At 63.4% G+C, this 13,943-nt stretch carries 11 protein-coding genes; 1 reads left to right on the top strand and 10 read right to left on the bottom strand.

Annotation, left to right across the window (positions count from 1 at the left end; translation table 11 throughout):
* Positions 1–203: 203 nt before the first annotated feature.
* The 8 genes from FF80_RS03400 to FF80_RS03365 all read right to left on the bottom strand — a co-directional run bounded on the left by FF80_RS03400 (position 204) and on the right by FF80_RS03365 (position 9,716).
* On the bottom strand, positions 204–2,099 hold the full coding sequence (locus FF80_RS03400) for an ABC transporter ATP-binding protein/permease (protein ID WP_035097524.1): 1,896 nt from the start codon (positions 2,097–2,099) through the stop codon (positions 204–206).
* Positions 2,099–2,419, bottom strand: a complete 321-nt coding sequence (locus FF80_RS03395; protein ID WP_035097523.1) for a metalloregulator ArsR/SmtB family transcription factor — start codon at positions 2,417–2,419, stop codon at positions 2,099–2,101. The genes FF80_RS03400 and FF80_RS03395 overlap by 1 nt, the downstream gene beginning before the upstream one ends.
* Positions 2,420–2,697: 278 nt before the next feature.
* On the bottom strand, positions 2,698–4,302 hold the full coding sequence (locus FF80_RS21805; protein ID WP_160172786.1) for a LysM peptidoglycan-binding domain-containing protein: 1,605 nt from the start codon (positions 4,300–4,302) through the stop codon (positions 2,698–2,700).
* 71 nt (positions 4,303–4,373) lie between these two features.
* Positions 4,374–5,990, bottom strand: a complete 1,617-nt coding sequence (gene cimA / locus FF80_RS03385) for a citramalate synthase (protein ID WP_035097521.1) — start codon at positions 5,988–5,990, stop codon at positions 4,374–4,376.
* Positions 5,991–5,998: 8 nt separating this feature from the next.
* Positions 5,999–6,496 (bottom strand): GFA family protein, encoded by a 498-nt coding sequence (locus FF80_RS03380; RefSeq protein ID WP_035097520.1) that lies wholly within the window; start codon positions 6,494–6,496, stop codon positions 5,999–6,001.
* A complete protein-coding gene (locus FF80_RS03375) occupies positions 6,493–6,978 on the bottom strand; it encodes a GFA family protein (protein ID WP_035097519.1) in 486 nt (161 codons plus the stop codon). Before FF80_RS03375 ends, FF80_RS03380 begins: the two co-directional genes overlap by 4 nt.
* Positions 6,975–8,414, bottom strand: coding sequence for a cysteine--tRNA ligase (cysS, locus tag FF80_RS03370; protein WP_035097518.1), 1,440 nt, complete (start codon positions 8,412–8,414; stop codon positions 6,975–6,977). Before cysS ends, FF80_RS03375 begins: the two co-directional genes overlap by 4 nt.
* Positions 8,415–8,717: 303 nt before the next feature.
* Positions 8,718–9,716 carry a fumarylacetoacetate hydrolase family protein gene (locus FF80_RS03365; protein ID WP_035097517.1) on the bottom strand — a complete coding sequence of 333 codons (999 nt, stop codon included), beginning with the start codon at positions 9,714–9,716 and terminating at the stop codon, positions 8,718–8,720.
* A gap of 137 nt (positions 9,717–9,853) precedes the next feature.
* Between FF80_RS03365 and FF80_RS03360 the strand changes: the two genes are divergently transcribed.
* A complete protein-coding gene (locus FF80_RS03360) occupies positions 9,854–10,999 on the top strand; it encodes a DUF2865 domain-containing protein (RefSeq protein WP_035097515.1) in 1,146 nt (381 codons plus the stop codon).
* Here FF80_RS03360 and gltX read toward each other — a convergent pair.
* Positions 10,944–12,269 (bottom strand): glutamate--tRNA ligase, encoded by a 1,326-nt coding sequence (gltX, locus tag FF80_RS03355; protein ID WP_035097514.1) that lies wholly within the window; start codon positions 12,267–12,269, stop codon positions 10,944–10,946. The two genes, FF80_RS03360 and gltX, sit on opposite strands and share 56 nt — an antisense overlap.
* On the bottom strand, positions 12,266–13,933 hold the full coding sequence (locus tag FF80_RS03350; RefSeq protein WP_035097568.1) for an NAD+ synthase: 1,668 nt from the start codon (positions 13,931–13,933) through the stop codon (positions 12,266–12,268). Before FF80_RS03350 ends, gltX begins: the two co-directional genes overlap by 4 nt.
* Between the last annotated feature and the right edge of the window lie 10 nt (positions 13,934–13,943).

Genomic DNA, 13,943 nt, shown 5'->3' with positions numbered 1-13,943 from the left:
TGGCGAGGTGAGCGAGGCCAATGATCTCGAAGATATTGCCACTTGCCGATATCGTCCCCTCGCCCCTCAGGGGAGAGGGCTAGGGTGAGGGGTGCGATGCTCAAACGTCGCCCCCGTTGCAGCATCGCACCCCTCACCCGGCGCTGCGCGCCGACCTCTCCCCTGAGGGGCGAGGTGAGGGCCTTGCGTGGGCCGGAGCCCCCCTACTCCGCCGCGGGCAGGCCGCGTTTGACGAAGCCGTCGGGGTCGTTGGCGGTGCGCAGGAGTTGTTCTTCGGCTTCGGTGGCTTCGCGCTGGCGGTCCCACATCTGGGCGTAAAGGCCGGCTTTTTGCAGCAGGGCGACGTGGTTGCCACGCTCGGCCACGACGCCGTCGCGCAGGACGAGAATTTCGTCTGCATTGACGACCGTGGAAAGGCGGTGGGCGATGACGACCGTGGTGCGGTTTTTCGAGACCACGTCGAGGGCGGACTGGATGTCGCGTTCGGTCTTGGTGTCGAGGGCCGAGGTGGCCTCATCGAGGATGAGGACCGAGGGGGCCTTGAGGATGGTGCGGGCGATGGCGACGCGCTGCTTTTCGCCGCCCGAGAGCTTGAGGCCGCGTTCGCCGACGGGAGTGTCGTAGCCCTTGGGCAGAGCCTCGATGAAGGGGCCGACCTGTGCCATGGCGGCAGCGGCGCGGACTTCTTCGTCGGTGGCATCGGGGCGGCCATAGCGGATGTTGTAGCCGATGGAATCGTTGAACAGCACGGTATCCTGGGGGACCATGCCGATGGCCGAGCGCAGGCTTTCCTGGGTGATGTCGCGCAGATCCTGGCCATCGATGGTGATGGCGCCGGTGGTGACGTCGTAGAAGCGGTAGAGCAGCCGGGAAATGGTGGATTTGCCGGCGCCGGTAGGGCCGACAATGGCGACGGTCTTGCCGGCGGGGACTTCGAAGCTGACGCCCTTGAGAATGGGGCGATCGGGATCGTAGTGGAAGGTCACGTCGTCAAAGCGGATGACGGGGCCGGAAATGACCAGCGGCCTGGCGCCAGCCCTGTCCTCGATTTCGGGGTTCTGGTCGAGCAGCTTGAACATTTCCTCGATATCGGTGAGGCCCTGGCGCAGCTCGCGATAGACGAAGCCGATGAAGTTCAGCGGACGATAGATCTGCATGAGGAAAGTGTTGAGCAGGACGAAATCGCCCAAGGTCAGCGTCCGGTTCATGACGCCATTGATGGCCATGACCGAGATGATGAGGAAACCGCCGTAGAAAATCAGCGCCTGGCCGAAATTGAGAAAGCCCAGCGAGGTCCAGATGCGGATGGCGGAACGCTCATAGCCGGCCATGGAAGCGTCGTAGCGCTCGGCCTCCATCTTCTCGTTGGCAAAGTACTTCACCGTCTCGAAATTGAGCAGGGAATCGATGGCCTTGCCATTGGCGTCGGTATCGGAATCGTTCATGTCGCGGCGGATGGAAATCCGCCAGTTCGAGGCCTTGATGGTGAAGTAGAGATAACCCCAGATCATCACCACCAGCACGCCCAGATAGCTGAAGCCGAACATCCAGACGAAGATGACCGCGGTGATGACGAATTCGACCAGCGTGGGAGCGATGTTGAGCATGGTGAAACGCACAATGGTTTCAATGCCCTTGGTGCCGCGCTCGATGACACGGCTCAACCCACCCGTGCGGCGCGCCAGATGGAAGCGCAGCGACATGCGGTGGAGATGGTGGAAGGTGCGCAGCGCGAGTTTGCGCACGGCATTCTGGCCGACGCTGGCGAACAGCACGTCGCGCAATTGCTGGAAGCCGGCGTCGAACACGTTGCCCAGCACATAGGCGATGACCAGGACGATGGGGATGGCGAGGCCCAGCACGACCCCGCTATCGGGCGCAGTACCATCGAGGCTATCGATAATGCCCTTATAGGCGAAGGGGATGAAGGTGGTGGCGACTTTGCTCAGCAGCAATGCGCCAATGGCCAGCACGACGCGCAGACGCAGGTCGGGGCGGTCGGCGGGCCACATGTAGGACCACAGGTTCTTGACCGTGGAAAATACCGAGCCTTCGTCCGCGCTAACGGACGGCTTCTTGTTCGTGCTGTCTATGGTCATCAGGCCGGCTCTGCTTCCAGTTTGGGGCTGGCGGGGGTGAGGCCGGCGAGCATGCCGGAATAGGCGGCACCCAGTTCGGCCAGGCGATCATGCTGGACAATGTAGCAATTGCGCGTGCCGCGCGGCTGGCGTGTGATCAGCCCCGCATCGAGCAGCACCTTGATATGCTGGGACACGGTGGACTGGGCCAGCGGCAAGGATTCCGTCACGTCGGCGCAGCAGCACTGCCCCTGCTGCTGCGTCGCCAGGATGCGCAGGATATTGAGGCGCACCGGATGGCCCAGTGCCCGCAGGAGAATGGCAATATCGTCGTCGCGCATCCGAACTCGGCTTTTTTGATCGTTGATTTACGATAGAAGATGGGGTTCGCGGGCGCAAGTTCAATGAGGGGCCAAACGTTCCGCGTCAGTGGGAATCTCAGCACCCAAGGAAGCGGAGTGGACGTTCGCCCTTACGTGCCCTTCCATTCATCGTCATCACCCGGCTTGTCCGGGTGATCCACGTCTCAGCGCCTGTGGAAGTAATGGATTGCCCGGACAAGCCGGGCAATGACGATGGAACTTAGTTTGGGAGAATGCAAAAAACCTCCCCGAAACTGCTAATTGGCCTCGCTGGGCAGATCGAAAACCTGGCCGGGATAGATGCGGTCAGGGTCGCGAATCTGGCTGTTATTGGCTTCATAGATGGTGGTGTATTTGATGCCGGCGCCATAGACGCGACGGGCGATGGTCCAGAGGTTGTCGCCGGTGCGGATGATGGCTTTGCCGGAGGCAAAACGTGCGGCTTCCGGGTCACCGACTGCGGTTGCGACCATGGTGGGGACATCGGTTTCGTCACTGGCAGATGCTGTGGCAGGCGGCGGTGTGGGCTCGTCTGGCGCAACAGGTTGAGCCGGGGTGGGCTCGGTGGGTGCTGCCGGAGCTGCGGGCTGATCGGCGGTGGGCTGTGCCGGCGCGCTGGGAGCCGCCGCGGGCTGAGCGGGCGCCTCGGGCTCGGAAGGCTGGTCGGCCTGGGCGACAGTCAATGGCGGCTCGGTGGCGGGAAGATCGACGACGAAATCGACCTCGGCGCGGGACGCGACCTGGGCGGAGCCGGGCTGCAGCATATCGACACGGATGCGCTGGCTGGGCTTGGTCAGCACATTGCCGGCTTCGACCAGCCAGCGGCCGTCGGAGACGGTGGTATCGGCGATGAAGGTGTCATCGACATAGAGGCGCATGGTGGCGCCTTCCGGTCCACCGCCGGCGAAGAAGGTGCGGTCACCCTCGATTTCGATGGCGTCGATGGTCGGCGGGGCGATTGTGGCGGGTTCTGGTGCTGCGGGGGGCGTTGTTGGCGCGGGCGTGGCAGCGGCGACAGCTGTATCGGCGTTTGCGGCTGGCGCCTCGGGCGTTGGCGCAGCGGGCTGCGGCTCGGTAGTAGCCGGTTCGGTCGTCGGAGCGGCGGGTTCGGCAGACGCCGCTGACGGCGCGGTGGAATCCGGGGGCGCCGCCTGGGCCGGAGCGGGTTGCGCGGCCGGTAGTTCGGCTGGCGGGGTGGTCTCGGGTTCAGGCTGAGCCGCTTCCGGCGCCGCAGCGACGTCGGTGCTTTGGCCGGCCGGCGGGGGCGTCAGGCCCTGCAGCACTTCGCTGGCGGCGCCGGGGGCGCTGGCGACGACCAGCGGTTCGCTGGATTTGTCTGGATTAATGACGACGACGAAGGCTTGGGCCGATTGGCCGGGCTTGCCGGCTTCGCCAAGGGTGATCTCGGTGCCGCCGGGCGGGATGGGGGCATCGGGCACCAGGACCCAATCGCCGCTGGGCTCGACCGTGGTTTGGCCGAGCAGATCGCCATTGGAGAAGACCTGCACCTCGCTGCCGGGCGTGCCGCTGCCGGCAATGACCACGGAGCCATCGGGCTCAGCGCGGAGCAAGCCGAAGGTTGCGGAGATGAGGTCGTTGGGTGCTTCGGGGGCCGCTGGCGGGGTCATGTCGGGCTGGGTGGCATCCGGCGCAGGCGTGGCGGCAGCCGGTTCTGGTGCTGTCTGTTCGGGGGCGGCGAGGGCCGTGCTCTGGCTGGGCAGGATGCCCGCATCGGTCATCTTGCCGCGCAGGCACTGGCCCATATTGCCTTCGCCGTTAAAGCAAGCGACTACGGAGGGACCAGCCAACACGCCGATGACAACCACAAGGGTAACCGCCGCTGCACCAAGGGTGAGAGCCAAGGGTTGGTTCGGTGTGGAATCGGCCAGTTTTTCCTCCGGGACGAAATAGGCGGCGCGAAGCGCCAGCCAGGTTATGCCACCTTTTCTGTTGTCCCCTGCGCCGCTTCAGTCTTCAACAGCTTATATGTGATGGATTCATATAGAGCTTCAAAGGATGCATCAATGATGTTGGGGGATACCCCGATGGTGTACCAGCGCTCGCCGGTGCCATCGCGGCTTTCAACCAGTACACGGGTGACCGCGCCCGTGCCGCCGTCCAGAATACGGACCTTGAAGTCGACCAGTTCCAAATCCTCGATGCGGGACGAATATTTGCCGAGGTCCTTGCGCATGGCCAGATCGAGCGCGTTGACCGGACCATTGCCTTCGGCCACCGACATCAGCAATTCGCCCGCGACGCGGATTTTGACCACGGCTTCGGTGACGGTGATCTCTTCACCCTGGGCGTTGTGGCGGCGTTCGACGCTGGCGCGGTAATTCTCGACGGTGAAATAGCTCGGGAGCGTGCCGAGCACTTCGTGGGCGAGGACGGCAAAAGAGGCGTCGGCGCCATCATAGGAATAGCCGCGTGACTCGCGCTCCTTGACGGTGGCGAGCAGCTTTTCGAGGCGCGGATCATCCTTGGCGAGGACGATATCGTGGCGGGCGAGAGCCGTCAGCAGGTTGGACTTGCCGGCCTGCTGGCTGACCATGATGGCGCGCTCATTGCCCACACTTTCGGGGGGCACATGCTCGTAGCTGGAAAAATCCTTGAGCAGGGCGGAGGCGTGAATGCCGGCCTTGGTGGCGAAGGCGGAGGCGCCGACATAGGGCGCCTGGCGCTGGGGGGCTCGATTGAGCCTGTCATCGAAGGCGCGGGAAATCTGGGTCAGCCGCTCGAGGCGGGCCGCGTCGATATTGGTTTCGAAGCGGTCGGCAAAGAGCGGCTTGAGCACCAGGGTGGGGATGATGGTGATGAGGTTGGCATTGCCGCAGCGTTCGCCGATGCCGTTGAGCGTGCCCTGGATCTGGCGCACGCCGGCCTCGATGGCGGCGAGCGTATTGGCGACGGCCTGGCCGGTATCGTCATGGGCATGGATGCCCAGGTGGGTGCCGGGGGCGACGGCCAGCACTTTGCCGACGATGTCGCGGGTTTCGGACGGCATGGTGCCGCCATTGGTGTCGCAGAGCACGACCCAGCGCGCGCCTGCTTCCAGCGCCGTTGTGACACAGGACAGGGCATAATCGGGATTGCTCTTGAAGCCGTCGAAGAAATGCTCGCAATCGATCAGAGCTTCCTTGCCGGCAGCAACGGCGGCCGTGACGGTGTCGCGCAGATTTTCGAGATTGTCTTCGAGGCTGATCTCAAGCGCGGTCCTGACCTGGTGATCCCAGGTTTTGGCGACAAAGCAGGTGGCGTCGGCGCGCGAATTGAGCAGGGCCTGAATGCCCGGATCATTGGCGGCAGAGCGCCCTGCCCGCTTGGTCATGCCGAAGGCGGTGAATTTGGCACGCTTGGTGCGCTTCTCTTCAAAGAACTCGGTATCGACCGGATTGGCGCCGGGATAGCCGCCTTCAATATAGTCGACACCCAATTGCTCAAGCAGGCCGGCAATGGAAATCTTGTCCTCGAGCGAGAACTCGATTCCAGCCGTCTGGGCGCCGTCCCGTAGGGTCGTGTCGAAGATATAGAGGCGTTCTTTGGGCATTTTCGTACTCAACTAGGGTCCGGCCAGACCGGTGTGTCGTGGTCGGGGTGTTGGTGGTTGGTATCGCGGATGGGGCCGACTTCGTCAGGCATATTGGTTTCGGTGGTGCCCACCTCTTCGATAGCAGCGAGGTGCAGCAGGGAGGGGTGCCGGCCCTCGATGCCGAACTGGTAGAGCACGGGGATGGTGTAGGGCTCGTCGAAGGCGCCGATCGACATGGAGAGGTGTTCGCCGCCGATGGCGCGGTAATAGAGCGGGGTGCCGCAATCGCGGCAATAGCCGCGCGCGGCCAGGTCCGAGCTCATGAATTCGGCGGGTTCGCCGCGGGTCCAGGTGAGGTGATGGTGGCGCACGCCAACCAGGGCGGCAAAGAAATTACCCATGGCCTTCTGGCACATGCGGCAATAGCAGACATGGGGATTGTCGCGCAGTTCGGTGGCGTGAAAGCGGATGGCGCCGCATTGGCAGCCGCCGCTACGGGCGAGATGGCGATAGGCTTCCGTCATGATTCTTCCCTCTGCGGTGGCCAATCGGCCGTGTCGTGATCGGGGTGCTGGTTGGAATGGATGCCGGCCAGGAAATCGCGCCATTCATCGCTTTGATGGGTGGAGACCGGCAGGCTGGTTAGGCCATCGAAAAATGGCACCTTGTCGGTAAGGTTCACCTGGATTTGCGGCGCGGCGACGGTCGGATCGTCGAAGGCGCCGATGGCGAGTTCGAGGCCGAAGCGGGTCTCGTAGCCCAAGGGCGTGCCACAATCGCCGCAAAAGGCGCGGCGGGCGGCATTGGAGCTCTGGAACCACTTGGGCTCGCCCCGGGTCCAGACGGCATTATGAGCTGTGACCAGCGGACCGAAGAAGCTGCCAAAGGCTTTCTGGCACATGCGGCAATGGCAGATCGAGGGGCGGCCCAGCCTTGTGACGCTGAAGCGCACGGCGCCACATTGGCAGCCACCGGTATGGGCCTCTGATTTTCCGGGGGCCTTCACCGCTTGCTCTCCCATTTGGTCTTGCGTTCGCCTGTCTCGGGGTCCTTGTAGTCCATCAGGGAGATGCCCTGTTCGGTGAGGTCGTTGCGGATGGCGTCGGCTGTGGCGAAGTCCTTGGCGTTGAGGGCGGCGAGGCGGTTTTCTATGGCGGCGGCGATGTGGGGCGGTTCTTCCCAGCCGTCGTCGGAGGTCAGCAGGCTATCGAGGCTGAAGCCGAGGAAGCTGAGGGTGGCGGCGAGGCAATGGCTGGCGCGAGTGTCGTCGCGATTGGCTTTTTTGGCGATGGCGTCGAGCACCACGCTGGCGCGATGGAAATTGAGGTCGTCAGCCAGCTCGGCAATGACCGAGGCGTCGGGCGTGTCGTCATTGGCGAGTTCAGCGTTGCGGGCGGCGCGTTGCCAGTCACGCAGCTTGGTTTCAGCCTCTTCGAGGCGTTTGAGCGAGAAATCGATGGGCTCGCGGTAATGGGTCATCAGCATGGCCAGGCGCAGCACATCGCCATGCCAGGCGTGGCCGCCCATGGTTCCGGTTTCGAGCAGTTCGTTGATGGTGACGAAATTGCCCAGGCTCTTGGACATTTTCTGCCCTTCAACCTGGAGGAACCCGTTATGCATCCAGACGCGGGCCATTTCGTGCGTACCGTGGGCGCAGCGGGACTGGGCGATTTCGTTTTCGTGGTGCGGGAAGATCAGGTCGAGCCCGCCGCCGTGTATGTCGAAGACCTCCCCGAGATAGGCCGCGCTCATGGCCGAGCATTCGATATGCCAGCCGGGACGCCCCCTGCCCCATGGGCTTTCCCAGCCTGGTTCTTCAGCGCTGGATTGTTTCCAGAGCACGAAATCGGCCGGGTTTTTCTTGTGGGCGTCGACGGCGATGCGGGCGCCGGCGAGATTATCCTCGAGATTGCGACCGGAAAGCTGGCCGTAATCGGGCATGGATTTGACGTCGAACAGCACTTCGCCATTGGCTTCATAGGCGTGGCCATTGGCGATGAGGCGCTCGATGAGGCTCACCATGTCGGGCTTGCCGTCGGGCCGGGGCAGCACGAAATCGGTGGCGCGGGGCTGATAGGTGGGCTCGAGCGTGCCCAATGCCCTGACGTCGGCGGCGAATTGATCGCCGGTTTTTTCGGTGACGCGGCGGATCGCTTCGTTGAGCGGGAGCGCGGGGAAATCGCGGGCGGCTCGGGCGTTGATCTTGTCATCGACGTCGGTGATGTTGCGGACATAGGTGACGTGATCGGCGCCATAGGTGTGCCGCAGCAGCCGGAACAGCAGGTCGAACACGATGACCGGCCGCGCATTGCCGATATGGGCGAAGTCATAGACCGTGGGGCCGCAGACATACATGCGCACATTTTCCGCATCCAGGGGAACGAAGGGTTCCCTGGTGCGGGTCAGCGTATTGTAAAGGGTAAGCGGAGTTCCCGAGGTCATCAAAGGCTTCCTGGCCATGCGGAGTTGCGCTGGCTGACGGCTCTTCGGATATCAGAAAATCAGGATGAAGAAGACCGTGCCGCCAACGAGTGGTTAGCAGGTAATAATGCAGACGTTAATCTGAATAGCATTGGTCTTCATGAGCGCGACATTGGCCGGAGTGGTGGCGGCGGTCAAGGGGAAAGAGTAGCGGCAGTGCAGTAGACCTCATCCTGAGCTTGTCGAAGGACGAGGTCGTGGCACACCTGCCTCCACTCGCTCGACCTCGTGGTTCGACAGGCTCACCATGAGGTCTTCTGGAATTTAAAACAGCACTACGGTTTGCGCGATATCGCCGAAGATGGATTGGCCGTCGCTGCCGATGGCGCCGATGCGGATGGTGTCGCCCGGCTGCAGGAAGGGAGTACGGGCGCGGCCGTATTTGAGCTTTTCGACATTGCGGGCTTCGACAATGCAGGCAAAACCGATACCGGCGGGTTTGATGGGCAGGCTTTCCTCGTGCGGCACAGAAATGGTGCCGCCACCGATAATCGTGCCGGCGGCGAGGGCGCGAGTGCGGGCGGCTTCAACGATGAGGGCGGCGAAGTCGAAATACATGTCAGAGCCGGCATTGGGCTGGCCAAAAAGGGTGCCATTGACCTCGCAGCGCACCGGCAGATGCAGGCGATTGTCGCGCCAGGCGGCGCCCAGCGCGGCGGGGGTGGTGACGATGGGGGCGAAGGCGGTGGCGGGCTTGGCGTGGAAATAGCCGAAGCCGTTTTGCAGGTCATTGGCTACGAGGCGCCGCATGGAGACGTCGTTGCAGATGGTGACGAGGCGGATGGCGGCGGCGGCTTGCTCCAGGGTGGCGCGCATAGGCACGGCGCCGATGATGACGGCAACTTCGGCTTCGAAATCGAGCGCCAGATCGGGTTCGGGCGTAATGATGGGGGCGGTGGGGGCCGAGAGTGTGTCAGAGGCGCCCTGATAGAGCACCGGACGGTTGGCGACGTCGGCATCGCGCGTGCCTTTGAGGGTGCGGACGCGTTCGGCGTGGTTGAGATAGGCGGCGCCATCGATCCATTGATAGGCGCGTGGCAAGGGGGCCAAGGCGCGCTTGACGTCGAAAGGCTGGCCCGAAATCTGGCCGGCATCAAGCTGGGCGGCGAGGGCCGACAGGGCCGGCACGGCTGTGTCCCAATCGTCGAGCGCGGCTTGCAAGGTGGGAGCGACTCGCCCAGCTGAAACATAGCGAGCACGGTTCCGCGAGAGGACCACGAGCTGACCATCGGGGCGGCCATTGTTCAGCGTGGCTAGATTCATCGGTGCATTCTCGCTGTTGTGTGGCCGGGCTGCGCTATCTCGGCGCTGGTCGCGACACTATACTGTTGCAACCGGCCCTAGCGATGTCTTAAGGGCCGATACTATGCGCGTGTTGCGGCGCGGACGAGTGGGACTTGATGGTGAATTTGGGCGGAATGGGCATTCGGACGCTATTGTTGCTGGTTTTGGCGACACTGGTGTTGGCGCTCGACGTGAACACGGCCTATGCCCAATCGTCGGCCTGCTCACGGCTCGACCGGCAATTGCGCCAGTTCGACCGCAATGGCGACTTCCAGCAACGGGATGGCAATTCGCAGGCGGCGCGGCAATTGGCCCGCGACGTGCAGAATGCGGAAAGCCGCTATATTCGCGACGGATGTAACGACGACGCCAAGGCCGGGCGGACACTGACGCCGCAATGCCAGCAGGTGGCGCGCGAAGTGCTGCGGCTGCGCCGGGATTACGCGGCGGTGTCGCAATCGGTCAATTCGGCGGGCGCGGTATCGCAGCAGCGCGAAGCGATTTTGCAGGAAATGGCGCGATTCGGCTGCAATGCCAATGGCGGTTCGAACGCCACGTTTTCCAATGACCGCCAGAACGTGTTCGACCGCATTTTCGGCACCACCACGGAAGGCGACTTTTCCAATGGCCAGATGGTGAATGGCGGCGATTTTGGCTACCAGGGCTATCGGACCGTGCGCACCGTGTGTGTGCGGCTGAGCGACGGCTATTTCTGGCCGATCAGTTATTCGACCCTGCCCGACTATGTCGGCAATGACATGGGGCAATGCAAAGCCATGTGTCCCAATGAGCCGGTGGAAATCTACTATTACGACAATCCGGGCCAAGAGCCCGAGCAGATGCGTAACATGTTCAACCAGGCCTATACGGACCTGCCGACCGCGTTCAAATATCGCAATGAAATCGACATGAATGCCAGCTGCCGGGTGATGCCGCAATCTGACGGCAAGCTGATCACGGCAACAGCCGCCAATGGGCAGGCGCGCGCCATGATCGAGGTGCAGGGAGCGAGCTTCCCGCTGCCGCTGCGCGATCCGCGCGGACAGATTCCGGTTCCGGCTGCCGAAGCGGTGCAGACGGCCAATCTGGTCGATGTGCCCCTGCCCCGTCCGCGTCCTGCCGGGCCTGGCGAAACGGTGGCCCGTGTCGTGGCGCCACCGCCGGGGGAAACTCAGCTGCGGCTGGTGCAGTTCGGCGACAAGGTGGTCAGGGTAGTCGGGCCAGACACGCCGTACGCCCAACCAACGGGAGCAGGCTCTTAAGCTCGGGGCCATCGTGACGGCCGGTTAGCACCAGACGCAGCGGCAGGAAGAGCGGCTTGCCCTTGCGGCCGGTGGCGGCCTTGAGCGCATTGGTCCACTCGCCCCAGGTTTCGAGCGACCATGGTTCAGGCGGCAGCAGCGCCTTGGCGAGGGCCAGGAAATCCCGGTCCTCGTCGGCAATAACTGGCTCGACCGGACCGAGCACGAGCTTGGACCACTCCACGATGTCGTTGAACTTGCTCAGATTATCGCGCAGCAGGAGCCAGATGGCTTCGCCTTCGAGGCCCAGGCTCGTGAGGCGCGGCAAGGCGGTTTCGTAAGGCATGGCGTGCAGCAGGCGGGCGTTGAGATTATCCAGTTCAACGGGATCGAAACGCGCGGCGCCATGGGAGATCATGGAGAAATCGAGCTTGGCGGCGATATCGTCCAGCGAGGCGTAGGGCTCGATGGGCAGGCTCGTGCCGGTGATGCTGGCCATGATGGCGATGGCAAGCGGTTCATAGCCTTCGGCGCGGAAATCGGACAGGGACTGGGAGCCGAGGCGCTTGGAAAAGCCCTGCCCTTCGGCGTCAGTCAAAAGATTGTGGTGGCCGAAAATCGGTACCGGGCCGCCCAGCGCCTCGAAGATTTCGATCTGGGTGCCGGTATTGGAGACGTGGTCCTCGCCGCGGATGACATGGGTGATGCCCAGATCGATATCGTCGACCACGGAGGGGAGCGTGTAGAGGTAGGAGCCGTCTTCGCGCACCAGAACGGGGTCGGACATGGAGGCGGTGTTGACGGTCTGTGTGCCCTTGATGAGGTCTTCGAACTGCACGGGGCGGCCGTCGAGCTTGAAGCGCCAATGGGGCTTGCGGCCCTCGGCTTCGAGCTTGGCGCGGTCTTCCTCGGTCAGCTTGAGGGCGGCGCGATCGTAGATCGGCGGCCTCCCCAAGGCGCGGGCGCGCTTGCGGCGGCGGTCCAGCTCATCCTCGGTTTCGTAGCAGGGATAGAGCCGGCCGGCGGCGATGAGGCGGTCGCGGGCGGCGTCATAAAGCGCGGTGCGGTCGGACTGGCGGACCAAAAGGTCGGGCGTGATGCCGAGCCAGGCCAGGTCGGCCTCGATGCCATCGGCGAATTCGCGGGTGGAGCGGGCCGTATCGGTATCGTCCATGCGCAGCACATAGCGGCCGCCATGGCGCCTGGCGAAGAACCAGTTGAGCATGGCCGGGCGGGCATTGCCGAGGTGAATGCGGCCAGTGGGCGATGGCGCCCAGCGCACGATGGTCATCCGATGGTCCGGTCCTTGTAGCCGTTGGTAATGGGATATTTGCGGCCCAGCCCAAACGCCTTGGGCGTGAGCTTGGGGCCGGGAGCCGATTGGCGGCGCTTGTACTCGGCGATATTGAGCAGGCGTTCGATGCGCTGCACCAGTGCCTCGTCATAGCCCAGGGCCACGATCTCGGCGATCGACTTTTCTTCCTCGACCATGGCGGTGAGGATGGCGTCGAGCACCGGATAGGGCGGCAGGCTATCCTGGTCGGTCTGGTTGGGGCGCAGTTCGGCCGATGGTGCCTTGGCGATGATATTGGCGGGAATGACTTCGCCCGCGGGGCCAAGGCAATCGCCGGGGACATGGGCATTGCGCCAGGCGGCCAGGCGATAGACCTCCATCTTGAACATGTCCTTGAGCGGATTGTAGCCGCCATTCATGTCGCCATAGATGGTGGCGTAGCCGACGCCCATTTCCGACTTGTTGCCGGTAGTGAGGAGCATGGAGCCCAGCTTGTTGGAGACGGCCATGAGGACGACGCCGCGCATGCGGGACTGGATGTTTTCTTCGGCCAGATCGGCAGGGCGATTGTCGAAGATGGGGGCCAGTTCGATCAGCGCGTCATCCACCGGATTGCCGATGGAGACGATATCGTAGCGTACGCCCAGGCGGGTGGCGCAATCCTTGGCGTCCTTGAGGCTGTCCTCGGACGTGTAGCGATAGGGCAGCATGAGGCAGTGGACATTTTCGGCGCCGAGGGCATCCACGGCCATGGCGGCGACTACGGCACTATCGATGCCGCCGGACAGGCCGAGGACGACCTGCTTGAAGCCGTTCTTATGCACGTAATCGCGCAGGCCGAGTACGCAGGCGAGCCAGGGGGCTTCGTCGGTGGTGGTCAGTTCGGTGACGTGGCCATTGGTGCAGGTCCAGCCATTGTCGCCGTCGGCCCAGTCGGAGACGATGAAATCGGTGGCGAAGGACTTGCCCTGGAACACGAGCTTGTCGCCGGGCTCGATGGCAAAGGAGGCACCATCGAACACCAGTTCGTCCTGGCCGCCGACCTGGTTGAGATAGAGTAGCGGCACGCGATCCTCGGCTACGCGGGCGCGGACCAGTTCCTTGCGGATATGCTGCTTATTGGTCCAATAGGGGGAACCATTGGGGCAGAGCAGGATTTCGGCGCCGCGCTGCACCAGATGGCCGCAGACCCAGGGGTGCCAGATGTCCTCGCAGATCGGAATGCCGACCGAGACGCCCTTGATGGTCACCGGCTCGGGCAGCACGCCAGGGACGAAATAGCGCTTTTCGTAGAAGACATCGTCATTGGGCAGTTCGCGCTTGAGACGCGTGGCGATGATCTCGCCATCTTCGGCAACGACGACGGTGTTGTGCAGGCCGGTCTGGTCGCGCCAGACAGTGGGCAGGATCAGGACGACACCCGTGCCGGTGGTGTCGGCAACCAGATCGCGGGCGGCCTGCATCGCGTCGGCGACGAATTTGGGCTTGAACAGCAGATCGTCAGGGAAATACCCGGTGAGGAACAGCTCGGAGAGCATCAGGATGTCGGCCTTGGCGGCGGCGGCGTCGCTCAGCGCCTGGCGGGCAAGCGCCAGATTGCCGGCGATATCGCCGACCTTGGGATTGAGCTGGGCAAGCGCAATTCTGAGGCGGTCTGTCACGATGATGCTG

Source organism: Devosia sp. LC5 (assembly GCF_000735585.1).
Taxonomy (GTDB): Bacteria; Pseudomonadota; Alphaproteobacteria; order Rhizobiales; family Devosiaceae; genus Devosia.
Note: the sequence above shows the minus strand (reverse complement) of the source record. Positions and strands in the feature narration are given on the sequence as shown.